Source organism: Flavobacterium chungbukense, from assembly GCF_020805785.1.
GTDB lineage: Bacteria > Bacteroidota > Bacteroidia > Flavobacteriales > Flavobacteriaceae > Flavobacterium > Flavobacterium chungbukense.
The window spans coordinates 786,944-812,102 of the sequence record NZ_JAJGZV010000002.1 but is presented as its reverse complement, the minus strand read 5'-3'; the positions used below and the strand labels follow the sequence as shown (position 1 = coordinate 812,102).

General features: G+C 33.5%; 17 protein-coding genes. 12 read left to right on the top strand and 5 right to left on the bottom strand.

All coding sequences use genetic code 11. The features are described 5' to 3' along the window. Positions 1 to 156: 156 nt before the first annotated feature. The 4 genes from guaA (at position 157) to LL966_RS08790 (ending at position 6,236) form a co-directional block, all read left to right on the top strand. Positions 157 to 1,686, top strand: a complete 1,530-nt coding sequence (guaA, locus tag LL966_RS08805; protein ID WP_229352495.1) for a glutamine-hydrolyzing GMP synthase — start codon at positions 157 to 159, stop codon at positions 1,684 to 1,686. Between the two features lie 63 nt (positions 1,687 to 1,749). Continuing rightward, the gene (locus tag LL966_RS08800) at positions 1,750 to 3,648 is read left to right on the top strand and encodes a muramidase family protein (RefSeq protein WP_229352493.1); all 1,899 of its coding nucleotides are present in this window, start codon (positions 1,750 to 1,752) and stop codon (positions 3,646 to 3,648) included. A 93-nt stretch (positions 3,649 to 3,741) separates the two neighbouring features. After that, a complete protein-coding gene (locus LL966_RS08795) occupies positions 3,742 to 5,835 on the top strand; it encodes a PBP1 and LysM peptidoglycan-binding domain-containing protein (RefSeq protein ID WP_229352492.1) in 2,094 nt (697 codons plus the stop codon). Continuing rightward, positions 5,835 to 6,236 (top strand): OsmC family protein, encoded by a 402-nt coding sequence (locus LL966_RS08790; protein ID WP_229352490.1) that lies wholly within the window; start codon positions 5,835 to 5,837, stop codon positions 6,234 to 6,236. The genes LL966_RS08795 and LL966_RS08790 overlap by 1 nt, the downstream gene beginning before the upstream one ends. A gap of 343 nt (positions 6,237 to 6,579) precedes the next feature. Here the strand turns inward: LL966_RS08790 and LL966_RS08785 are convergent, their stop codons facing one another. The 4 genes from LL966_RS08785 to LL966_RS08770 all read right to left on the bottom strand — a co-directional run bounded on the left by LL966_RS08785 (position 6,580) and on the right by LL966_RS08770 (position 14,311). Further along, positions 6,580 to 7,917, bottom strand: coding sequence for a Gfo/Idh/MocA family protein (locus LL966_RS08785; RefSeq protein ID WP_229352917.1), 1,338 nt, complete (start codon positions 7,915 to 7,917; stop codon positions 6,580 to 6,582). A 207-nt stretch (positions 7,918 to 8,124) separates the two neighbouring features. Further along, a complete protein-coding gene (locus LL966_RS08780) occupies positions 8,125 to 9,447 on the bottom strand; it encodes a DUF3472 domain-containing protein (RefSeq protein WP_229352489.1) in 1,323 nt (440 codons plus the stop codon). A 93-nt stretch (positions 9,448 to 9,540) separates the two neighbouring features. Continuing rightward, complete coding sequence (locus tag LL966_RS08775; RefSeq protein ID WP_229352488.1) at positions 9,541 to 11,238, bottom strand: RagB/SusD family nutrient uptake outer membrane protein; 1,698 nt, start codon at positions 11,236 to 11,238, stop codon at positions 9,541 to 9,543. A 10-nt stretch (positions 11,239 to 11,248) separates the two neighbouring features. Then, positions 11,249 to 14,311: a SusC/RagA family TonB-linked outer membrane protein gene (locus tag LL966_RS08770; RefSeq protein ID WP_229352486.1), complete on the bottom strand. Its 3,063-nt coding sequence runs from the start codon at positions 14,309 to 14,311 to the stop codon at positions 11,249 to 11,251. Positions 14,312 to 14,952: 641 nt separating this feature from the next. On the opposite strand from LL966_RS08770, the gene LL966_RS08765 reads away from it, so the two are divergent. Then, on the top strand, positions 14,953 to 15,603 hold the full coding sequence (locus LL966_RS08765; protein ID WP_229352485.1) for a CBM9 family sugar-binding protein: 651 nt from the start codon (positions 14,953 to 14,955) through the stop codon (positions 15,601 to 15,603). A 17-nt stretch (positions 15,604 to 15,620) separates the two neighbouring features. Here LL966_RS08765 and LL966_RS08760 read toward each other — a convergent pair whose 3' ends face one another. Beyond that, positions 15,621 to 16,661: a LacI family DNA-binding transcriptional regulator gene (locus LL966_RS08760; RefSeq protein WP_229352484.1), complete on the bottom strand. Its 1,041-nt coding sequence runs from the start codon at positions 16,659 to 16,661 to the stop codon at positions 15,621 to 15,623. A 233-nt stretch (positions 16,662 to 16,894) separates the two neighbouring features. Here LL966_RS08760 and LL966_RS08755 point away from each other — a divergent pair, with 233 nt between their 5' ends. The 7 genes from LL966_RS08755 to LL966_RS08725 all read left to right on the top strand — a co-directional run bounded on the left by LL966_RS08755 (position 16,895) and on the right by LL966_RS08725 (position 24,923). After that, the gene (locus LL966_RS08755) at positions 16,895 to 17,986 is read left to right on the top strand and encodes a mevalonate kinase family protein (protein WP_229352483.1); all 1,092 of its coding nucleotides are present in this window, start codon (positions 16,895 to 16,897) and stop codon (positions 17,984 to 17,986) included. A gap of 5 nt (positions 17,987 to 17,991) precedes the next feature. Then, on the top strand, positions 17,992 to 18,873 hold the full coding sequence (locus LL966_RS08750; RefSeq protein WP_229352481.1) for a sugar phosphate nucleotidyltransferase: 882 nt from the start codon (positions 17,992 to 17,994) through the stop codon (positions 18,871 to 18,873). Between the two features lie 164 nt (positions 18,874 to 19,037). Further along, the gene (locus LL966_RS08745) at positions 19,038 to 20,411 is read left to right on the top strand and encodes a sugar MFS transporter (RefSeq protein ID WP_229352480.1); all 1,374 of its coding nucleotides are present in this window, start codon (positions 19,038 to 19,040) and stop codon (positions 20,409 to 20,411) included. Positions 20,412 to 20,446: 35 nt separating this feature from the next. Beyond that, positions 20,447 to 22,375, top strand: coding sequence for a glucosamine-6-phosphate deaminase (gene nagB / locus LL966_RS08740; protein ID WP_229352479.1), 1,929 nt, complete (start codon positions 20,447 to 20,449; stop codon positions 22,373 to 22,375). 412 nt (positions 22,376 to 22,787) lie between these two features. Next, positions 22,788 to 23,018, top strand: coding sequence for a DUF3820 family protein (locus LL966_RS08735; RefSeq protein ID WP_008462478.1), 231 nt, complete (start codon positions 22,788 to 22,790; stop codon positions 23,016 to 23,018). Between the two features lie 102 nt (positions 23,019 to 23,120). Further along, positions 23,121 to 24,701, top strand: a complete 1,581-nt coding sequence (locus tag LL966_RS08730) for a DUF6734 family protein (RefSeq protein ID WP_229352478.1) — start codon at positions 23,121 to 23,123, stop codon at positions 24,699 to 24,701. An 81-nt stretch (positions 24,702 to 24,782) separates the two neighbouring features. After that, positions 24,783 to 24,923 carry a hypothetical protein gene (locus tag LL966_RS08725; protein WP_229352477.1) on the top strand — a complete coding sequence of 47 codons (141 nt, stop codon included), beginning with the start codon at positions 24,783 to 24,785 and terminating at the stop codon, positions 24,921 to 24,923. The last annotated feature ends 236 nt before the right edge of the window (positions 24,924 to 25,159 follow it).

The following is a 25,159-nucleotide window of genomic DNA, read 5'->3' as shown; positions in this document are numbered from 1 at the left end:
AACTAAGGTTCTAAGATGCTAAGTTTTTTTGTTTTTGAGTCAGAAAAAAGCTTAGAACCTTAGCAACTTAGTATCTTAGAGCCTGCAGTGAAAAAAAAATATTTTTTTTTCACTGCTCCGATTTTTCAATTTCGAATATAAAAAGTATTTTTGCGCATGCAACATAACGTACTTATTTTAGATTTCGGATCGCAATATACTCAGCTTATTGCGCGTAGAGTTCGCGAATTAAATATATTCTGCGAAATTTTTCCTTACAATCACATTCCAAGTGATTTATCAAGTTATAAAGCCGTAATTTTAGGAGGAAGCCCTTTCTCTGTTAGAGGAGAAGATGCGCCACATCCTGATTTATCGCAAATTAGAGGTAAAATGCCTTTGCTTGCCGTTTGTTACGGAGCTCAATATTTAGCACATTTCAGCGGTGGAGAAGTAGCTGCTTCAAATACCAGAGAATATGGTAGAGCAAACTTGTCCTATATTAAAGAAGGTGAAACTTTCTTCGAAGGAGTTTCAGAAAACAGCCAAGTTTGGATGAGTCATAGCGATAGTATCAAAGGACTTCCAACAAATGCTGTAAAATTAGCAAGCACGCATGATGTAGAATATGCCGCTTACAAAATTGAAGGCGAAACTACTTATGCAATTCAATACCATCCAGAAGTTTACCATTCAACAGATGGAAAAAAAATGCTGGAGAACTTTTTGGTAAAAATTGCTGAAGTTCCTCAAAACTTTACTCCAAATGCTTTCGTTGACGAAATGGTAGCAGAATTGAAAGAAAAATTAGGAAATGACAAAGTAGTTCTAGGTTTATCTGGTGGAGTAGATTCTACTGTAGCAGCAGTTTTATTAAACAAAGCAATCGGACAGAATTTATATTGCATCTTTGTAAATAACGGTTTACTTCGTAAAAACGAATTCCAAAATGTATTAGATCAATACAAAGGAATGGGATTAAACGTAAAAGGTGTAGATGCTGGAGATCGTTTTCTTGGCGAATTAGCAGGAATTAGTGATCCAGAAACCAAACGTAAAACAATCGGTCGTGTATTTATTGAAGTTTTTGATGATGAGTCACACTTATTAGAAGACGTAAAATGGTTGGCGCAAGGAACAATTTATCCAGACGTGATCGAATCTGTTTCGGTAAAAGGACCATCTGCGACAATTAAATCGCACCACAATGTTGGTGGATTGCCAGATTATATGAAATTAAAAATTGTAGAACCGCTTAGAATGCTTTTCAAAGACGAAGTGCGACGAGTTGGAGCTACATTAGGAATAGATCCTGAATTATTAGGAAGACACCCTTTTCCAGGACCAGGATTATCGATTAGAATTTTGGGAGATATTACTCCAGAGAAAGTGCAAATTTTACAAGATGTTGATGCTGTATTTATCGATGGATTAAAATCTTGGGGATTATATGATAAAGTTTGGCAGGCTGGAGCAATCTTGCTTCCTGTAAATAGTGTTGGTGTTATGGGTGATGAGCGTACTTACGAAAAAGTGGTAGCGCTTAGAGCAGTAGAATCAACAGATGGTATGACTGCTGACTGGGTTCATCTACCTTACGATTTCTTGATGAAAGTATCTAACGATATCATTAATAAAGTAAAAGGTGTGAATCGTGTTGTTTACGATATTAGTTCAAAACCACCTGCAACAATTGAGTGGGAATAGTAGTATATTTTAAAATTAAGGTCTTACATTTGTAAGGCCTTAATTTTTTATAACCTACTATTTATGAGAGAACTTTTAACAATTTCTCTTGTCTTTGTTTTGTCTTTTAACAAAATAACTGCGCAAGATTCAATTATTGAGCACAAGATTCAAAAAGGAGAAACTGCTTATTTTATTGCCCAAAAGTATAAGGTTTCTATAGATGAGATTTACAAACTCAACCCCGAATCACAAAGTGGAATCAAGGATAATCAGATTATAAAGATTCCTGTTCACTCAGAAAAAACAAATTCAAAACAACAGATCCATGTTGTTGCTTCAAAAGAAACACTGTTCGGATTATCCAAACAATATCATGTTTCTGTAGAAGCCATTCAAAATGCAAATCCAATTCTTGGCAACGGACTTCAAATTGGTCAAGAATTAATCATTCCTCAAAATTCAGATAAAACAGAAACTGCAATTTCTTCCAAAACATCACATCAAGTTGTTGCAAAAGAATCACTATTTAGTATTGCCAGACAATATAATGTTTCGGTACAAGATTTGGAGAATTTAAACAAAGAAATACTTCAAAACGGACTTCAGATTGGGCAAACGATTTCAATTCCAAACAAAAGAAAAACGTTAGACGGAAGAGTTCGTGTTATCAATCAAGAAACTATTTTTCATGTTGTAGAAGCAAAAGAAACTAAATTTTCTATTGCCAAGAAATACGGAATTTCCATCGATCAACTAGAATCTCAAAATCCAGAAATTGTAAACGGATTAATTGTCGGTAATAAATTAGCAATCAATACCGCAGTAATAAAACCCGCAAACGAAAGCGAAGAATTAATGCTTGCTTTGGCAGAAAAGCAAGTTGTGGTGGAGAAAACAAAAGCCAAAACAATGGAATTGGAAGATTTAAAAGACCGTTTGGTTGTTCAGAAACAAATGAATCAGAAAATTATAAAAATTAATGATTTAAAAGTGAATCTGAATGACATGAATGGATCTAAGGAGAATTCAGTAGAAAAATTGCGTTTGGTTTTAGAAGCAAATAAAAACGTTCAAGATATTTTGATGACGAAATTGGATTCGTTGGTCAATTCTATGAATAATGATTTGAAGGAATTAAAACGGATGGATATTTTGAATGTTGAAGAATCAAAAAGGTTGGAAAAACAATCTTCTGAAGGAATCAATAAAACCAACGAATTGTCTTCGCAGTTGAAAAAAGAATTAGCAGAGAACAGAAAAGTATATGCTGGTTTGATGAATAAAGTCGAAAAAATCGCAGTTGAGGAAAATCAGGAGTATAAGAAAAAAATCCGCGAAAGCGAGAAAAATACCAATACCACTTCTTTGCAGCAACGACTGTCTTTAGAAGAAATTAAACGTTTCAAAATAGAGCAGGAGCAGGGCGATGCTCAAAATCAGCTTTTGATCGCGAAGATTGATTCGTTAGATACTCAGAAAAAAATTGAAGTAAAAAGACATATCAGTAAAGCTTCTTATTATAGTATGGAAGCCAGAAATTTTGATGACAAATTGGCTTTGATTAAATTGAAAAAATATCAGGATGCAGCAGTTAAAAAACAGCAAAAAAATAATTTAGATGAAAATTCAAAAACAATTTCTTTAGAAGAAATGAAACAAGAATTGAAAGACAATCCTTTAAGAACGGATAAAACAGTAAAAGTAGAAGTTTATGATAATCTTAGAGAAGTTTCCAATGGGTATTACTTAGTTTTGGGTATATTTACAGACGCAGTTGAGCGAGATAAGTTTATTATGAAACTCATTGATTCTGGCGATTTTAACGCTAGTTTTTTCTTTAATATTAACAGTCTTTCGTACTATGTTTACAGTGATAAATTCGAAAACATGGAAGAAGTACTTTATAAATGCAAGAAAAAAGAGGAATATGAGTTATATAAAGATGTTATTATTGCAAAAGCAGAAATCGATTTGAGGTAAAATTTACCAGAATAAACAAACGGCGCGAATTTTGCTTTTGGTGAAACTGTAACTTATTTTAGAATTAGAAATTAAATTGTTTTAAGCCATATTATGAAATATTATTTAACATTATTGTCTCTTGTATTTTTTATGACTTCGAATGCATTTTCGCAAGAAAAAGTAGTGAAGTATAAAGTTTCGAGCGGTGAAACTATTAATCAGATTGCGCAAAAATTTAAGGTAACGCCTTATGATATTTACCAATTAAATCCAGATGCGAGAACGGGAATATCTCCAAATTCTGTATTGTTGATTCCGACTAAAAACGCTGATGCAAAAAAGGAAGAAACCAAGAAAGAAGAAGCGGTAAAACCTAAAACGGTTGTAGCTTCTGGCAAAGAAATTATTCATGAAGTACAGCCAAAAGAAACGTTTTACAGCATTGAGAAAAAATACGGAATTTCAGATGAAGCTTTAAAAGCAGCAAATCCGTTTTTGGAAAAGACAGGTGTTCAAATCGGACAGAAATTAGTCATTCCAGCTAAAGGATCTGCACCTAAAGCCAGCTCGAAACCTGTAAAAGAAAAAGGCGCTGAGAAATATGTGTATCATGATGTACAGCCAAAAGAAACAAAATTCGGTATTGCAAAACAATATGATATGAGTGTTGCGGAATTAGAAAAACGTAATCCTGATATTGTAGCTAATCTTCCAGTTGGTTATAGATTGACTATTAAAGGAACTGCACCAAAAACTGAAAATATTCCATCAGAAGTGGCTAAAGCTGCAGAAAGTAAAAAACCGGCTGAAACTTCTAAAAAAGCAGTTTCTTATATGGATTATCAAGTAAAACCAAAAGAAACCTTTTATAGTTTAGGAAGAGTTTTTCATTTGTCACAAGATGAATTAGTGGCTTTAAATCCGTCACTTTCTGAAGGTGTCAAAGAGGGAATGGTTTTGAAAGTTCCTACTGGATATGTGGCTCCAGCTCCAATTATTGCTGCTCAAGTGCCAACTGAAAAACCAGCAGATTCTTCTGTTAGTAAATCTGTTGAAACGACTGCAGGAGGAATTAAGATTGTTGATAAAGTAAAATCAACCGATAATAGTAATGCTGAAATTGTAGAGTTAAGTAAAAAAAGAGGAGCAAATGAGCGTAAAAAAGTAGTTTTATTGCTGCCATTCAATATGTCTAAAATTCAAAGTGATACCACTGGAACAGGCAACAGAATAAAAAATGACAAGTTCTTAAACATGACTTTAGATTTTTATGCTGGTGCCATGATGGCAATCGATTCTGCTAAAACATTAAAATTGCCAATTGATGTTGCAATTTATGATTCTCAAGAAACTAAAACGACCTCTAATGTATCTGGTTTGATTTCTAAACTTCAGGATGCAGATGCTATAGTTGGACCATTCTATCAAAATAATGCTGAAGCAACTGCCAACACGCTAAGAATGTATAATGTTCCTGTTATCTCGCCTTTATCCAAAGATATTGCCAATCCGATAGAGAATTTATATCAATCAATACCGGCAAATGATGTAATCAGAAATACAATGTTTGACTATATGCGTTCTAAAAACGGAAATATTGTTGCCGTTGTAGATAAGAAAAAAGAATCGGTTATCAACTATATTAAACAAAATCAGAGAGGGGTAACATTTGCTTCTTTAACAGAAACAGGTGGTTTGGATGTGGCTAATTTAAAAAGCTTACTGATACCAAATCGCATGAATTATGTGGTCATGGAAACTGGAAACACAGCCATGATTAAAGCGACGATAAAAGCAATGATAGATTCTCAAAAAACGTGTCAAGTGCAGTTGGTGATTTTAGAACCAAACAGCACATTAGATACAGACGAAATTAGTTTTGATAATTTGGTAAAATTGAAATTGATGTATCCTTCTGTAACACGTGAAAGCGACGAACAATCGGTTTTAATTTTTGAAAAACAATACCGTTTGAAAAACAAAGCAAATCCGACAACGTACGCAACGAGAGGATTTGACGTAACGTTTGATACCATGATGCGTTTGGTGCAAGGGAAAACGTTTCAAGAAACGGCAGACATGATGACCACACAGCAAGTAGATAACAAATTTCAATATTATAGAAAAGAAGATGGCGGACACGCTAATAAAGGTGTTTACATCTTGTATTACGATAGTGACTTAACTTTAAAAGTAGCAAATTAATGACATCAAAAGTAACCTATTTAGGCGATTTAAGAACAAAATCAATTCATGTGCAATCAGGAAGCGAAATCATTTCTGATGCACCATTAGATAATAACGGAAAAGGCGAGGCTTTTTCTCCAACAGATACAGTAGCAAATGCTTTGGCAAGCTGTATGATGACTATTATGGGAATCAAAGCCCGCGATTTAGAAGTAGATTTCGTTGGCTCTACCGCAGCAGTGACAAAAATCATGAATGCAGAACCAAGAAGAATTGGCGCAATCGAAATTATATTTGAAATGCAAGGCGTAGCTGATGAAAAAAGCAGAACTATTCTAGAACGTGCTGCAATGACTTGTCCAGTATTTTTGAGTTTAAGTAGTGAAATTGAAAAGAAAATTACATTCAATTGGAATTAATTTTTTATTTTAATAATTAAAAAAGGAGCTGTCTCAAAAAGACAGCTCTTTTTGTAAGCTCCGGAGGAGCAAAATATTTATAGAATTTAAACAAGACAAATGAGAAAAAGCTCCAGCGGAGCGACATAAATTTTAGATTAAAAATATGTCGCTCCGCTGGAGCTTTAAATTGTATGCATCTATTCTTTACTATAAATATTTTGCTCCTCCGGAGCTTTGTAAAAAAACATATTTTCAAAGAATATGCCTTTTATGCTTGTCTTTTGATTTTACAAATAGTTTAAAAACAGACAAGAGAGCAATTTTTAACGTCGCCCTCTTGTCTTCTTTAACTAACCAATATTTATTCTGAAAACTCTAATTTTTTCAATTTATTCCATCCGCCTCGAGTGAAATCTGGTATTTCAACAGGAGCAGAATTGTTGTCTAATGAAATTTCAGTTAACGGACCAAGGCAAGACCATTCTGCCAAATCATAGACATCCATATCTAAAGGAAGTCCTTTTTGAAGGCAGTAGATTAATCGGTAATCCATAATAAAATCCATACCACCGTGACCTCCGACTTTTTTAGCTTGCTCTTCAATGCCTTTTGCAATTGGATGTTTGTATTTTTCCATCAACGCTTTTTTAACATCTGCAGGAACAAAAGAGTGTGCGCTTAATTTTTCGTGATTTGGTTTTACATCATCGCTTAACTCTTTCCCGTCTAAAGCATAACCTTCTAATGGATATTTGTTAGCAAAACCTTTTGTACCGCTCAATTGGTACATTCTGCTATATGGACGAGGAGAAGTTACGTCATGCTGAATTTGGATTGTTTTTCCATTTTCGGTACGAATCATGGTCATTGTATGATCTCCGTTTCTAAAATCCTTTATTTCTTTTCCAGATTTTTCTTTGATGTAAGCGGGATTTCCAACCGCTTTTGTATCCATAGAAACCAAGAAATTCATTTTGTCTCCACGGTGAATGTTTAAAGCCTGACAAGCTGGTCCCATTCCGTGAGTGGCATAAACATCTCCACGGTGTTTGATGTTGTAATCCATTCTCCAGTTGTTCCAGTATTCTCCCCAAAAAGGCTGTAAACCGTGAATGTAAGAACCTTCAGCGTGAAGAATTTCTCCAAAAACGCCTTGTTGTGCCATGTTTAAAGTAGTTAATTCGAAGAAATCGTAAACGCAGTTTTCTAATTGCATGCAATGTTTACGAGTTTTTTCAGAAGTATCGATAAGTTCCCAGATTTCTTTCATAGTCAAAGCACCTGGAACTTCAATAGCAACGTGTTTTCCGTCCTTCATAGCCTGAACACCAATTGAAGCATGATGAAGCCAGTCTGTTGCCACGTAAACCAAATCTACGTTTGGTAAAGCGGTTACTTTTCTCCAAGCATTTTCGTCTCCGTAAAATTCCTGTGCTTTTGGAAATCCAGCTTTAGTTAAAATTTCATTTGACTTTGAAGTATTTTCTTGTGTCATGTCGCATAATGCAACAATTTCAACACCTGGAATATGTGTCATACGTTCTACAGCTCCTGGACCGCGCATACCTAGTCCGATAAAAGCAACACGAACAGTTGGAATCGCTGGTGCAGCTAATCTTAAAACATCGGTTTGACCTTTAGCGCGTGCTGGAGTTTTTGTTTTTATCATTTGAGCCGATGCAAATGTTCCCCACAACATAATGCATGCGGCCAAAATGAATTTTAAATTACTGGTTTTCATAGTTAATTTGTTTTAAATGTTTTGATAGCTTTTATACTATCGGAAATACTGAAATTTTTATTTTTTGAGTCTTTCTACCATTAAGAAATTAAGTTCATAAAGCTTGGCTTAAATTACTTAATTACTTAATGGTGAAAAGAAAATTAAGCTTAATCTTAAAATGTATTACGGTAAATTATTAAAATTTATTTCGGGCTTTTTATTGGCCATCGGTCTTGTAAAGTTAGTTTTTGGTGTTGTATAATTATTAAAAAAACCTCCATTTTTTAAATAGAAAGAGCCCTCTTCAGCTCCACCAGCAAAATCCATACGATATTCTTTAGCTCCTGTATTGTCATTGGTAAATCGTGCAGTATTAATTTCTGTCCAGTTCCCTTTTTCATCGCAGATCCATTGATTGTTGAATGAAACTTTACGAGATAAATCGCCTTGTTCTGGAATAAAATTTTCTAAGAACGAGTGAAATCTTTTTAAATAAGTATTCGTTTCTGGGCGTTTAAAACTGGCAATCAGCATCCATTTATTTAATTCTGGAGCGAAAAAATAAGCGGTATAGGTTGTTGTATTATCTCCGTTTGGTGATCCTTTAAGCAGGAATTTATAGGTCGTGCCAGATTTCCAATTGTACTTTAAGTAGCTTTGTCCGCCAGAGCCCTCATTTCCAAATTCTCCGGTATGAACATTTTCACCCTTTTTAAGCATTTTTATTTTGTGTGATTCAGGAATACTGTTTGGATCATCGGTATTAAACGGACTCCAAACAGAAAATAAAACTCTTCTTTCGGTTGCAGAATTTACTTGAATTCCGAAATAACCTTCTCCAAAACCATTTGCCATAAAATAAGAACCAATTTTATCTTCATTTTCAGGAACAGTAATCTCGTTGTAAAACCATTCTGCATTTATGTTTTCTGGAACTGGATAGTTTAAGTGAACAGATGGACCGCGACGCCCCCAATGATAAAAATTACCTTCGTTATTTGGAACGTAAGAGATTTTTCCGTCGTAATCAGCGCTGGAAATTTTTAATCTATTGATGGATGGAAAACGATCACCATTTTTACTAATTCCTTTTATTTTCAGTGCAACATAACCTTCCTGGTTGATTTTCCAATTTCCAATTACAACTGCTTTCTTTGAAGTATTGAAAGTTACTTTTTTAGCTTCATTATTAATCGAAAATTCAAGCTCTGATTTTCCGTAAACTTCAACAGATTCTTCAACAGAAATCTGAAAAGTTCCCGGTTTGAAAATTCTGAAATAAACGGTAAAGGTTTCGTCAGTATTTTTCCAATTCTCAATGCCGTTGTCTGTAATCGTATTATTGTCTTCTAGATGTTTAGAACTGTATGCATTTCCTGCCAATGGTAAAGAAATGGATGTTTTAGGATTTTCTATTTCGTTATTTTCTAAACCACTTTCGCTGTGGTCGGTACAAGAGAATGATACAAGTGAAAAAGCTAAAATTAGATAAAGTAAATTTTTCATTAGTAAGTATTGAGTGATTAACTTTTTTTTTAAACCTCTCTAATTTTTTACAACTAGAGAGGCTGTTAAAAACAATAAACAAATCTAAAACGATTATGGGTTTTGGGTCAAAGTACCCGGATAAGCATTAATTTCTGATTGCGGAATGTATTGTACCACTCGTAAACTTGTTGCAGGAACATCGTTCATTGGCAAATGCGGACCTGGATAACGACGTGTCATAGTTTGTCCGTTTCTGTAAACATCATAACCACGATGTGCTTCAAACGCAAGTTCCAATTGACGTTCTTCATCAATTCTTTGTACAGCATTTGTACTGTTTAAAGAAGTGTAACCTCCGCCAACAATAGCTCTTTCGCGAACCTTATTCAAATTGGTTAAGGCATTGCTATAATCTCCTTTTTTAGCGTAAGCTTCAGCAAGATTCAAGTACATTTCTGCCAATCTTGAAATGATAGGAGAGTGTAAGTGCGAGTCATTATCCTGAAGAGAACATTTTGTAATGTAGTACATTGGATATACACGATTTAAAAGCATCATATAATCTTTTTCGCCAGTGTAAGTTTTACCTTCATATACAATTGAATACTGATTTTCGGTAGCATTTACAGTTGTCAAATTGTAATTAGTAGTTCCGATCGTTATGAAAAATGAACCATCAGGATTACGTTTTAAAGGTTGCTGCATGTAGTTGTATCCCGTTTGAGTTCCTCCTGCGTTAAAGACATCATAGATAAAACGGAAAGCCTCTGTTTTATTTCCTGCTGCATCTGTTGCATATTGCGGATCAATAAAAGCCCAGCGTGCATCATTTTTTCCTCCAGCTTTTCTAAGCAAATCTAAATACTCAGCACTCGCATACATTTCTCCCCAACCTTGACCTTGAATGTTGGCATACATACCGCCAATTCCGTAATAGTGATCGAAGCCAGAGAATTCAGAAGCAACTTGCTTTACTGCAAAAATGGTTTCTGTTTGTTCTGGAGCGTCAGGAGCGTAAGTATTATATTTCATAAAGCTTGCACGGCTTAATAAACTGTAACGACCACTTGCAATTACTTTATTTGAATATTCGATAGACTGCGTTGCATATTCTTGATTTGGCGTTTGATACGTACCGCTCATATATAAATAAATTCTAGAAAGCATTGCTTGAGCTGCTTCTTTCGTTGCATAAGCGGCAGTTTTATCCGCATTCATTAAAGTTTCTGCTTTTTTCAAATCATTGATTGCTTGTGCGTATGTATCTTTTACAGTTGAGCGATCTGGTAAAGTCAGATTGTTTAAATCTGCAGGCAGACCATTTACAATCGGAACACCCAAATTGGTTTCAGGAGATTGTGCGTAAGGTCTTCCGTATGTTTTTCCTAAATAAAAGTAAATCATACCTCTCAAATAATACGCTTCACCTAATTGCTGGTCTACAGCGTCGCTTTCTCCTTCTTTGATAATTTTAATTAAATCACTTGATTGCGAGATTATTTTATAACTGTTATTCCAAAAAACAGACAGACGACCATTATTAGTAACATGCTGGTACGAAATAAACGAATAAAAAGCATCAGTAGAAGTTCCTCTAATCATAATGTTGTCCCCAGGATATTCGCCAACTCTGTGCATAACGTCAGACCAGCCTTTAAGCTGTGCATAACATCCGTTTAGTAAAACTTCAATAGAAGCTTCTTTATCTTCCTGAATTTTGTCTTGTGTATAAGAATCAAATGGTTCTCTGTCTAACTCACATGAAGACAGGAAACTAATTGCTGTAAATAATAGAAATATCTTTTTCATGATTTTGTTTTTAAAGAGTTAAGTTAAGTCCTAATACCACTTTTCTTGTTGAAGGATAAACCTGTGTAGCAACACCAGAAATAGCACCGTTAATTGGCGGGATCTCAGGATCAACTCCAGAATAATGTGTAATCGTAAATAAATTTTCTCCAGCAATGTAGAGTCTTAAATTTGAAATATTAAGACTTTCAATCGGCATATTGTAACCAAGAGTTATACTTCTCATTTTAAGATAAGTTCCTGTTTCTAAGAAACGAGAAGAAGCTTTGTTGGAGTTACTTGGATTGTTGTAAATCGCTTGCGGATGCGTAGCAATATCTCCAGGTTTTTCCCAACGGCTCCAGCCGCTATGTAAATTCATTTGATTGCGGTCTGTGTAAGCTCCATCCGAATCAAATTCTGCTCGAGCATAGTTGTAAATTTCTCCGCCTACAGAATAACTGAAAATAGCTGCAAAATCGAAATTCTTATAATTTAAATTGGTAGAAAAACCTCCAAAAAAGTCAGGTGTATAAGCTCCTATAACTTTTTGGTTTTTAGAAGCTGCTGCATAGTCGTAGGTTTTAACACGAGCTCCGTTTGCATCTGTTGTAAACCATTGCGGTTTTCCATTTTCTGGATCTACACCCGCCCATTCTGTTAAATACCAGCTGTCAACATCCATTCCTGGAGTAAGCAGTTTTGATGCAGAACCTGCGATACCGCTTCCGTCTCCAACAATAATCTGAGTTTTACCGCCGTAAAGACTCGTTACTTTATTTTTGTTGGTACCGATGTTCGCATCAACAGACCATTTTAAATTATCATTTTTAATGATGTCTACATTTATCGATGCTTCAAAACCTCTGTTGTTTACTGCTCCAACGTTTCTCCAAATACTCGTTACACCAATTACACCCGGAAGAGGCACTCTGTATAAAAGATCAGAAGTATTTTTATTGTAATAATCTAAAGTAATATTTACGCGATTAAATAATCCGATATCCAAACCAATATCGCCTGTATATGTTTTTTCCCAGCTTAAATCTGGATTTGCTAATTGTGAAATTAAAGCTCCAGGATTTTCATTATAACTTTGTGAAAAAGAATATAATGGAAGGTGAGGGTATAAGCTGTTTGGTCTATTTCCGACCGAACCATAACTTGCTTTCAATTTCAGATTATTAATGAAATCGGCATGGAAAAAGCTTTCTTTATGAATATTCCAACCACCACTTACAGAAAAGAAATTTCCATATTGTGCATTCTTTCCAAAGTTTGATGCTCCGTCACGACGGAAAGAAACTTGTGCTAAGTAACGATCGTCATAAGAATAATTGATATTTGATAATAGTGATTGAACTGCCCATTGCGATCTTCCTCCTGCCACTTTTTCTGGAACTGCCGCAGCATCTGCAACAACGATTCCTGGCGGAATTCCAGTTGCAACTCCGTTGCTATATTTAGAATTGTATTCATTCCATTCATAACCTGCAACAGCATTGATGCTGTGTTTGTCTAAAGTAGTATTGAATCTTAAAAGCTGGTTACTGTATACTCTGTTGTAAGTGCTGAAATAATCCTCAATTCTTCCTTTAACTGCTTCACCAGATGAAGATCTAGGGTCTGAATAGTAAGTTGAATTGTAGTTTCCGAAAATGTAATTGTTTACAGAAGCATAAGTCAGCCAATTTGTAAATTTGATATCAAAATCCATGTTGGCACGAACCGTATAACTTTCAGATTCACCGTAATTCCACTGCAAATCATACAAATAATTAGATCCTGTTGTATTTACCCAAGTCGGATTTGGTGCATTTCCAACCAAAGTTCCATCCTCTAAATAAGGACTGTCCCAAGGCATGTTTCCGTACAAAGCGCCTACAGAATGCTGTTGGTCAAATGTCGTTTCTTTAGTTAAGTTTATTTGAGGACGTAACGTAAACCAAGTATTTGGTTTGTACTCAAACTTCATTAAACCATTGTATTTTTTATATTCGTAACCTTTTATAGCACCAGTTTCATCGTAATATCCAAGAGAAACATAGCTTTTAAAGTTGTCACCACCTCCGCTAATCGATAAATTGTAGTCGTTTGCAATTCCAGTTTTACTTCCGTTGTCCCACCAATCGTAATTTTTGTTTCTCAATTCTGGAGTCCACCACCAAACATTTTCGAAATCTTCTTTATTAGCAAAAGAATCATACAAGTCATATAACTCTGCACCATTCATAATATCAAAATTTCCGTTGTTGATTGTTGTCATTGCCGTTCTTGCAGAAAAACTAATAGTTGGTTTTCCTTTCTTACCGCTTTTAGTAGTTACAACGATAACTCCGTTTGCACCTTGGGAACCGTAAACAGCTGTAGAAGCGGCATCTTTAAGAACAGTAAGTGTTTCAATATCTGCTGGATTCATATTTCCAGAGCTATTTCCAACAATAACACCATCAATAACCCATAAAGGATCTGTGCTTCCGTTTACAGTTGTTCTACCGCGAATAATAATTTTTCCGACAGAACCAGGCTGTCCGCCGCCTGTGTTTACAAAAACACCTGTAGCTTTTCCTGCCAGCATGTTTTCTACAGCAGGAGTAGTAATATCTACAATTTTTTTGTTGTCTAAAGTTTGAAGTGATCCTGTTAAACTTTCCTTTTTAACTTTGCTGTATCCAACAACGACTACTTCGTCCATCTGTTGTCCAGCTTCTTTCATTGTAACTTTTAAAGAAGAATTTCCTGCTGCAACTTCCTGTTCCTGCATTCCTAGAAATGAAAACACTAAAATTGTTGAGGCGTTTGGAACTTCGATAGTAAAACTACCATCCATATCAGTTTGAACGCCAGTCTTGCTTCCTTTAATAACAACATTAACTCCAGGGATCGGAGTTCCTTTTTCGTCTACAACTTTCCCTTTTACAATTTTTTGAAATGCCAATAAACTGGTTTTGTTTGAATCGATTTCACTAATTGGTGCTGCAGTCGCTGCTTGAATACTTAAAGACAACAATGAAAATAATGCCGTTTTTAAGCTTTTTTCAAGTACTGAATGCATTCTAAAAGTACTAGACTTTTTAGCGAATACTTTTTTCATACTCTGGTTAGGTTTTGGTTAATAATTGAGTTTTTTGTTTAGTCGATTTTTCTTTTCTACAGATTAAAATTTTGGTTTTGTTGATGTTTATGCACTCTTTTTTTTAGCTAAAAATGATCGAAAATGAATGCAGATTTTGTTGTCAAAATTTTAATTGTTCGACGAAACTATAGATTAAAAAATTATAAAACAAGAAAAAACACAAAAAATGTGCTCGAACACACAGAATTTATGTTCTCGAGCACATAAAATTGTGTTAGTGATTTTTTTTCATGCAAAAAGTTGATGATATTCTAAAATAAAATGTAAAAAGGACAGTTGTCAGATTTAATCGGATTCTTAGCGGGTAGTTTTATTTTTTAAAGAATATAAAGCGCATTAGTTTTTTACTAAGAATTTCGCAATTGTTGATTTATAATGCTAAGAATTAATTAAGTATTTTTAAAATTAAAATCTGTAAGTTTTTTCTTTCTCTATATTTTTTGCTATTGAAGTAAAAAAAGATGAGATCAAGTTTTTACAAAAAGTTTGTTTTATATTAGCATTTTTAAAAGAGTAAGAAAGTGTGTTTTTTTGAAAGTTTAAAAACACGAGTTTTAAAACATGATTTTTGATTTTGAAAAATTAAAGTAAAACAAAAAATGAGTTCAGATTTAAAAGCCTACAAAGTCAATTTCGTTAAACAAAATGAAGAAGTACAAATTGAAAAATTAGACCCTCTTTTTTGGGAGAAAGCAAATTGCCTAAAAGATTTTATTTCGCCTTGGAAAACAGAATCATTTTCAAAAATTGAATTTAGAGCAAGATGGAATTTGGATTATTTGTATTTTAATTTTCAGGTTTTTGATTCGGAAATTTACATAGACCGCAAAGACAATTCTACAGACAGCATTTGTAATTCGGATCGTGTAGAGCTTTTTTTTAGAAAAGACGAAAAACTAAGTCCGTATTATTGTCTGGAAATGGACGTCGACGCACGTATTTTAGATTTTGAAGCTTATCCTAATTGGAATTTTGATTACGATTGGAAATGGCCAAAAGGACATTTAGAAATTTATTCTTTTAAAAATCCCAATTCATTTACCGTTCAAGGAAAAATCAGTTTGGTTTCGTTAAGAGAACTAGGTTTAATTCAAGATAATGTTATACAAGCTGGAGTATATCGAGCTAAATTTTCAGAGAATGAAAATCTAGAATACGAACCAACATGGATTTCATGGGTTAATCCTAAAACAGAAGAACCTAATTTTCATATCGCATCTTCTTTTGGAAAATTTATTCTTGAAGATTAAATGATAAAGAAGAAAATTTAGTAGATATAGAAATCTGCATTTTCAACATTAATAATATCAATTGGCAGTAAAATGGTTTCAGGAATTTCTTTGCTGTACAGGAAATGTTCTGCTAATGTGCTTACGCCTAAATAAGCCTGTCTTTTTTGGTTTTGATGAATTAAAAAATGCAGTAATCCTTCGTTTAAGTAATTGACATTTTTTTCGATTAAATCGTAACCAATCAAAGCTATCTTTTTGTCTTTTAAACCTGAAAGTGTTGTTGCAATTTGATAAGCTTTTGAAGTTGTAATGAAAATACCTTTTAAATCTGGATTTTCTTCTAAGAAATTTAAAAACTTGCTTTCAACATTCGGATGCTTCAGTTTTAATGTGGTAAGCAAAAAAGAGTTGAGTTTTTTTTCTTCAAAATAACTTCTAAAACCTTTTTCTTTTTCCTGCATATGAACCGCATTCTTCAAACTTTCGTCTATATGAACAATAGCAATTTGACCTTCAGATAAAATTAAGTTCATTAAACTTGCTGCAACTCGGCCACTTTTGTAAAGATCCTGGCCGACAAAACATTTTACAGCATTTGATTCGATTTGATTATTGAAAGTATTGACAATAACATTTGACTCCTCATAAACTTTAACTGCTTCGATGGTTTCTTTATGAAATACTGGCGCAATTAATACTGCATCTGGTTCAAGATTTAAAACAGCGTTGTTTGCACTTACAAATGATTTTTTACTCTCTGGATTAAAATATTGAATCGTGATATTGACACTGTAAGGTTTAAATTCTTTTACAGCATCTTGTATACCATTAACACAAGGAAGCCAATAAGAATCTATTTCTGGATCTGGCAGTAGAACACAGATTTTATAGATTTTAGTATTTTTTAAATTTCTAGCAATTAAATTCGGTTCATAATCTATAACATTTAAGACCTCATTAATTTTTTCCAGCGCAGCAGGAGAAACTTTTCCTCTATTATGCAAAACCCTGTCGACAGTTCCTTTAGAAACTCCGGCCATTTGCGCAATGTCTTTAATAGTATATTTTTTATCCATATAAGCAAATATATAAATTACATTTAATTTTTCGGAATATACTTTGGAGGAATTTTAAAAATGTGCTCGAGAACATTTTTAAGTGTGTTCGAGCACATTTTTTATTGTTTTATTTGTTTTATCAAAATATAATCTATAGTTTCGTACAATCAAAACCCAAAATCAAAGTAAATTTACTAATCAAAATATACTTTAAAACATTGTTTTTCAGTATTATAATATCTTGTTTTTAAATGAGGAAAATTACAGCTTCAGCGCCAGGGAGAACCTGTCTTTTTGGAGATCATCAAGATTACTTAGGACTTCCTGTTATAGCTTGCGCCATAGATCGAAATATTAAATTAATAGCAAAAGAAAATCTGTCCGAAACATTTGTTTTGAATATGATTGATATTGATGAAATTAGGATTATAGATATTCATGCCACATTCGATAAATTAGAAGCACGAGATTATTTCGCTTCGGCATTACGTGTTTTACGTCGCTATGGATGTAAACCAAATACTGGCTATACGATAACAATTACTGGAGATATCCCAATAAATTCTGGAACATCAAGTTCTTCGGCTTTATTAATGGCTTGGATTCGTTTTTTGATAGAAGCCTTTGGAATTGATCATGAAGTGACACCAGATTTTCTTTCTAAACTAGGATACGAATCGGAAGTTTTGGAACATGGAGAACCAGGCGGAATGATGGACCATTTTAGCATTGGTGTTGGAAATATTGTTCATATTAATACCAAAAAGCCTTTTTCTTTTGATGTAATTGGAACGGAACTAAAAGGCTTGATAACAGGAGTTTCCGGAGTTCCTAAAGAAACTATAGGATTAATAGGCGAATTAAAAGGTAATGCATTATTGGCTATTGATATTGTAAAACAAAACTATCCAGATTTTGATTTAAATGCTTCAAAAATTGAAGATTTAGATCGTTACCGAAATTGTCTTCCGGATCGTCTGATTGCCTACTTTGAGGCAGCAATAAAAAACTACCATTATACTAAAGAAGCATTAAAAGAATTTGAAAAGCCAGTTTTAGACCTTCAGAAAATTGGCGCTTTGATGAATAGTCATCATGAAGTTTTGCGTGATCTTCTTAAAATAACAGTTCCAAGAATTGACCAAATGATTAATGCTGCTTTAAAAGCAGGGGCATATGGGGCAAAAATTGTGGGCTCTGGCGGAGGAGGAAGTATTGTCGTTATTGCTGATCCTCAAAAAGAAGATGCTGTTATAAAAGCCATTTTAAATGCAGGGGCAGAAGAAGCTTATGTGGTAAATGTAGATCCAGGAGTACGAATTATTGATAATATTGAAATTTAAATAAAATGCACGAAAATTTAGTAATTCTAGCCGGCGGAGCTTCTTCTCGTATGAAAAAAGAAGCGGTTTTAGATAATTTATCTCCAGAAGAAATTGCGCAGGCTAATGAAAGAAGTAAAGGTTTAATTGGTGTAGGCGCAAGCGGAAGGCCTCTTTTGGATTATCTTTTGTGGAATGCCAAAAAAGCAGGATATAAAAACATCTATATTATTATAGGAGAACAAGGTGATTTGTTTAAGGAGTTTTACGGAAATGAAATGAAAAACAACAACTTTCATGGATTGAATATTTCATTTGCGGTACAATATATTCCAGAGGGAAGAATAAAGCCTTTTGGAACAGCCGATGCCTTATTTCAGGCGGTAGAACAATATCCAGAATTGAATTCGCAGTTTTACTCGGTTTGTAATAGTGATAATTTGTATTCAGCAGAAGCTTTGCTTGCCTTGAGAGAAACTGAAAGTCCGAACGCTTTTATTAGTTATGATCGGGATGCAATGGATTTTCCGCTGGAGCGTATTTCTCGTTTTGCAATTGCAAAATTAGATGAGAACAATCAGCTTTTGGATATTTTAGAAAAACCTTCAGAAGAGGTTTTAGACCAATATAAAGACACGGAAGGAAAAATAAGAGTAAGTATGAATGCTTTTAAGTTTAATGGAAAGACTTTATATAAACATCTTGAAAATTGTCCAGTTCATCCGGAGCGTGATGAAAAGGAATTGCCTACGGTACTTTTAAACTCTGTTAAAGAAAATCCGCAAACTACTGTCGGAATTCCGTTTTCTGAGCATGTTCCAGACTTAACTGCTAAAGAAGATATTGCTGATGTAAAAACATATTTGGCAAAATATTACCCTGATTTAAACTGGAATAGCAAAAATTAACAAAACTTTCATATCTAAATTAGAAATTAAGGAAATTTAATGTAGTACTTTTGTTTTGCAAAAAAAATGCAGATATTTGCATAAATTACGCAATCAATAATGTGAGAGTTGATTCTAATTTAGATTTTGAATTAAATAAATCTATAACCAATCAACCAAAAATTATGACAAACATTCAAAGTACATTACAGGTAGAAAAAAAGAGTGCCATTGTTCCGATGGTCATTTTAACATTATTGTTTTTTATTCTGGGATTTGTAACCTGGCTTAACGGGCCACTAATTCCGTTTTTCGAATTAGCTTGCGAACTTACATCTTCTCAAGCGTATTTTGTAACTTTTGCATTTTACATTGCTTATTTCGTAATGGCAATTCCTTCTTCTTATATTATTGAAAAAGTGGGATATAAAAACGGAATTTCACTTGGGTTATTAATTATCGCTGCAGGTGCTTTTATGTTTTATCCGGCTGCCTCTAGTCGAACTTTTTTACTGTTTTTAATCGCTTTATTTATAATGGGAACTGGTTTAGCTGTTTTGCAGACTGCTTCCAATCCATATGTTGTAGTAATTGGTCCAAGAGAAAGTGCGGCAGCAAGAATCAGTGTTTTAGGAATCGCAAATAAACTAGCTGGATTTGTAGCACCGATTGTATTGACTGTATTGGTTTTGTCTAATATGCAAGACTTTACGGCAGAAAAGATTGCCTTGATGGATGCGGCTGCAAAAAATGCGGCGTTAAATTCTCTTGCTTTGCAATTGCAAACACCGTATCTTTATATGGGGTTGATTATTACTGTTTTAGCTTTAATGGTTAAATTTTCTCCTTTGCCAGAAATTGATTTGGATGAAGAAGGAAATGTATCTAATTTAAGTGTTTTTAAGCAGATTAAAAATGCTTTTAGATACCCTCAATTAGTTTTGGGAGTAATTACTTTAATGCTGTATTTATCTGCTGAAGTTTTAGCAGGAGATTCGATTGGTGCTTTCGGAAAACAGTTAGGTGTTTATGGTGAAGATGGAAATTTTTATCTAAAACTAACTTCGTTTACAATGTCGGCAATGGTAATTGGATATGTTCTTGGAATCGTTTTAATACCTAAATATGTTTCTCAGGTTAAGGCTTTAAAAGTTTCTGGAGTATTAGGAATAATTTTAGTTCTGGCAATTGTTTTGATTTCTCCAAAAATTATGATCGCAGTTCCTGGAACTCCAGATATTCCTTTGGTAATATTTTTGGTAGCGCTTTTAGGATTGGCAAATGCATTATGCTGGCCGGCGATCTGGCCAATGGCGTTACAGGATTTAGGTGGCTATACAAAGATTGGAAGTGCTATTTTGATTATGGGAATTATAGGTGGTGCTGTTTTTCCATTGTTTTATGGAATGCTTACGGAAAGTATAAATGCAGATATCGTTGCAAAAAATATGCAAAATGTATCTAAAAGTGGTAATCAAATCGCGTATTTAATGTTATTGCCTTCTTATATAATGATTCTTTTTTATGCTATAAAGGGACATAAATACAGAAAATGGTAATCTAAAAAGAGAAAAAAATAAAAAATTAATATATCATGTTAAAAAGTAAAATCGACAAAGCAACAGGTTTCGAAAAACGATTCGAAAACATCAACACAGTTGTTTTTGAAAACTCAACGGATGCTTCTAAAGAAGTTGCCCAGGAAATTGCGACTCTTATAAAAGAAAAGCAAAAAGAAGGAAAACCATGTATTTTAGGTTTAGCGACCGGTTCTTCTCCAAAAGGATTATATGCTGAATTAGTGCGTCTTCATAAAGAAGAAGGTTTGAGTTTTAAAAATGTAATTAGTTTTAATTTGGATGAATATTATCCAATGGAACCAAATTCAATCAACAGTTATGTTCGTTTCATGAAAGAACTTTTGTTTGATCATGTCGATATTTTACCTGAAAACGCTCATGTTCCGGACGGACTTTTAACAAAAGAACAAATTGCAGATTATTGCCATGAATATGAAGCTAAAATTGAAGCTTTAGGCGGAATCGATTTACAGGTTCTTGGAATTGGTGGTAATGGACATATTGGTTTTAACGAATCTGGTTCGCTTCAAAACTCTAAAACTCGTTTAGTAGCGTTAGATCATATTACAAGAGTTGCGGCAAGTAAAGATTTCTATGGTTTAAATAATACGCCAAGAACTGCTATTACGCTTGGAGTTAAGAAAATTATGGAAGCTAAAAGAGTAATCTTATTGGCGTGGGGTGAAGGAAAAGCGAATATTGTGAAAAAATCTGTTGAAGATGAAGTTACAAATCGTGTTCCTGCTTCTTTCTTGCAAGAACATAATAATGCTGTTTTTATCTTAGATAAAGAGGCTTCTTCAAAATTAACTAGAATCAACAAGCCTTGGTTGGTTGAAAAAATTGTTTGGACAGACAAATTAACTCGTAAAGCGGTTTTAGGATTGGCATTAGATCTTAAAAAACCAATTTTAATGCTTACCGATGCAGATTATATCGAAAACGGTATGAGTGATTTGTTAGCAGATTCAGGTCCAGCTTACGATACCAATATTAAGATTTTCAATAAATTACAAAATACAATTACAGGTTGGCCAGGTGGAAAACCAAATGCAGATGATTCAAATCGCCCTGAAAGAGCAGAACCAGCTAAAAAACGTGTATTGATCTTCAGTCCGCATCCTGATGACGATATTATTAGTATGGGAGGAACTTTCATGCGTTTGCAAGAGCAAGGTCATGAAGTACACGTTGCATACCAAACATCTGGGAATATTGCAGTTGCTGATGATGAAGCACTTCGTTTTGCAAGATTCGTAATTGATTACAACGAAAAATTCGGAATCAAAAGCGAGCAAGCAGATGATATTTACAAAAAGGCGGAAGCATTCTTGCAAAACAAAAAGAACAGCGAAATTGATATCCCAGAAGTTCGTTATATTAAAGGTTTAATTAGAAAAGGAGAGGCGAGAGCTACAAGTCATTTTGTTGGTCTTCCAGATTCTCAGATTCACTTTATGGAATTACCATTCTACGAAACTGGAACAATTGAGAAAAAGCCAATTGGAGCAGAAGATGTTCAGTTGACAGTTGATTTAATTGAAAAAATTAAACCACACCAAATTTATGCCGCTGGAGATTTAGCAGATCCGCACGGAACTCACAAAGTTTGTTTGGATGCAATTTTTGAAGCTGTTAAGGTTTTAAAACCAAAAGAATTTATGAACGACTGCTGGTTATGGTTATACCGTGGAGCTTGGCAAGAATGGGGAATTGACGAAGTTGAAATGGCTGTTCCAATGAGTCCAGATCAAGTTTTAGCAAAACGTCACGGAATCTTCAAACACCAGTCTCAAAAAGACGGAGTTGTTTTTCAAGGAACAGACGCAAGAGAGTTCTGGCAGAGAGCAGAAGACAGAAATCGTGAAACAGCAGCTTTATATCACCAATTAGGTTTAGCAACTTATGCAGCGATGGAAGCTTTTGTGAGATGGCACTACTAAGATGCTAAGGTTCTGAGATGCTAAGTTTTCTTAGTGTTTTTAGAAATTAGTAATAAGTCTTAAATGATATTTTTGAAGCAGGAAGAGGGAACGAAAATAAGTTCTTTTTTCTTGCTTCTTTTTTTAAAGATGCTATCCCGAGACTTCGGGACTAAGATTCTGAGGTTCTAAGTTTTCTAATCTTTGTTTTAATAATCTGTGAGAATCCTTTTAATCTGTGGCAAATAAATAATAAGCTTGCTAAGTTTTAGTTTTATGTTCGATTTTGTTTTAACTGTAAACTGCGACTGCGACTGAAAACTATTTTTTAATCTATGGCAAAAGAAAAAATAAATAGTAGTTTTGCGTGAAATGAAATAAGCAGAAAATCTACGAAGTCTTTCATCTTGCTTCTTTCTTCTGCAAGAAAACTATGGATCAAGACAAAAAACAGCTCATCAAATTAGCGCACACCAAAATGCCTTTCGGGAAATACGAAGGAAAATATTTAATTGATTTACCTGAATATTATGTGGTCTGGTATCATAATAAAGGATTTCCAAAAGGTGAATTAGGGCAACAATTACAGCTTATTTATGAATTGAAATTAAATGGTTTGGAAGAATTGATTCGAAATATTAAGAAGCAATATCCGAAGCCTTAAATATGTTAAGATAGTAAACCTTATTTTGTTATTCTTTTGTCTTATTGTGGTTTTTTGCTAAACAATATATTTTTAGTATTGCGATATATAATTGGCAGAAGGATGAGAATAATTCAAAGCGCGTGGACATGTAATAAGCCAAGTTTGTTGACTACAAGTCTAGGCTGGCTCTCTCCTGAATATAACTTAATGGCTTGGACATTGAGCTGTTTGCAATTAAAAAAATATTATCCAGAATTAATCCTTTATTGTGATAGTGTTTCTGCTAAAATGCTAGTTGATACTTTAAAACTGCCTTATAGCGAAGTAATATGCAATCTGGACTCCTTAAATATTTATCATCCACAACTTTGGGCATTACCTAAGATATTATCATATTCACAACAAGAAGAGCCATTTTTACATGTTGATGGAGATGTTTTTATTTGGAAAGAATTTGAAGATTCTCTATTGCAGGGCGGTTTGATAGCTCAAAATATGGAAGCAGCAACGGATTATTATGAAAATATAATGATTTCGTTGGAATCTTCATTAAACTATTTTCCAGATGAAATTCTTAATGAAAGAAAAACTAAAAAGCCAATTTTAGCTTATAATGCTGGAATATTTGGAGGGAATGATATTTCTTTTTTTAAGGAATATACAGAAAAGGCATTTGATTTTGTTGCTAAAAATATATTGCATCTTTCCAGAATAAATGTTTCGAACTTCAATATATTTTTTGAGCAATACCTTTTTTATTGTCTAGCAAAAAAACATAATAAAAAAGTTAAGGTCTTATTGCCAGATACAATTGGAGATAATCAATATAGAGGTTTTGGAGATTTTGGAAAAGTTCCATACGAAAAGGACTATTTACATTTATTAGGAAGCTATAAGCGTAATGATTTTGTTTGTAAACAAATGGCTGACAGGCTTCGGCAGGATTATCCACAATACTATTATCGGATAATAGATTTATTTAAAACAAATAAATTACCTCTTTACAAAGACTGTTATAAAATAGAAAATACTACTGAAAATTATCTGTTGCAGAGATATAAAAAACTAATAAATAGTGATTTGAAAAATAAAAAAGAATCATCTGCTAAGTTGTTGAATTTTGATTTTAAAAGAAATCTCAAAAAAGAATTAGGAGATTTTAAGTTAAATAAAAATCAGTTTATAGATTTTGAAATATTTAATTCAAAAATTAATAGCATAGTAAAAAAAGATTTTGTGCTTTTTTCTAAAGATTATTTGTACGCGAGAGATTGTAAGGGGAATTCTTATTTTCAAAGTTTGTTCGAAAACAGTGAAGAGGTTTATTCTAAAGTATTAGTAAGTGATGAAGATTACCGTATAATTGAAAGCAGATACAATTGGAGTTCTTTTATCGAAAAGCAAAAAGTCAAAGATGAGGGCGAAATTGTTGTTTTAGAAGAGTCTGAAACAAATTTTTCTACTCTTATAATCCCAGAATGTGATCAAAATAGATTTTCATTAGTATATGTTGATTCACTTGATTTACTTATTCTAGGCATTTTAAAAAGGAGGAAAACAGTTGGGGAACTAATAGAAGAGCTTAAAAATTATTTCGACACAAAAGAATTAAAAAATAATTTTAAAGAATTTGAAGAACTAATTTTTGGAAGAATAAGATTAGGTCTTTACGCTAAATCCATAAAATATAAACAATTATAATCAATTTTAAAATTTAACACATTAAATAGGGTTAATTAAATATTTATTTAATGTTTTTACTTACTAATAAAACCTTTTATCATGAAAACAATTAAGAAAATTAAATTTAGCGACATTAAAGGAATGTTGAAGAGAGATGGAATGAGAGAAATTATTGGTGGCTCTGGCGGAGGAGGTACTATTGGCTCTGGAGGTCAAGGAAACTATGGTTTTGGTGGCTGAGGAGGAGGTACGGCTCTTAATAGTAATCCATTTGATTCGAGTTTTTCAGGAAGTAATTACGGTGGATTTGGTGGAAGTAATGTTTCTGGTGGAGGTGTTTCTGGTTCAACTGGTACGAATAATTTAAACTCATCAACACTAAATGCAAGTTATGTAGGTGGATGGAATGCTATATCTAATAATGTAAAAATTACAAGTGATCCATTAGCTATTTATCGTTTCTTTGAATTTGTAGA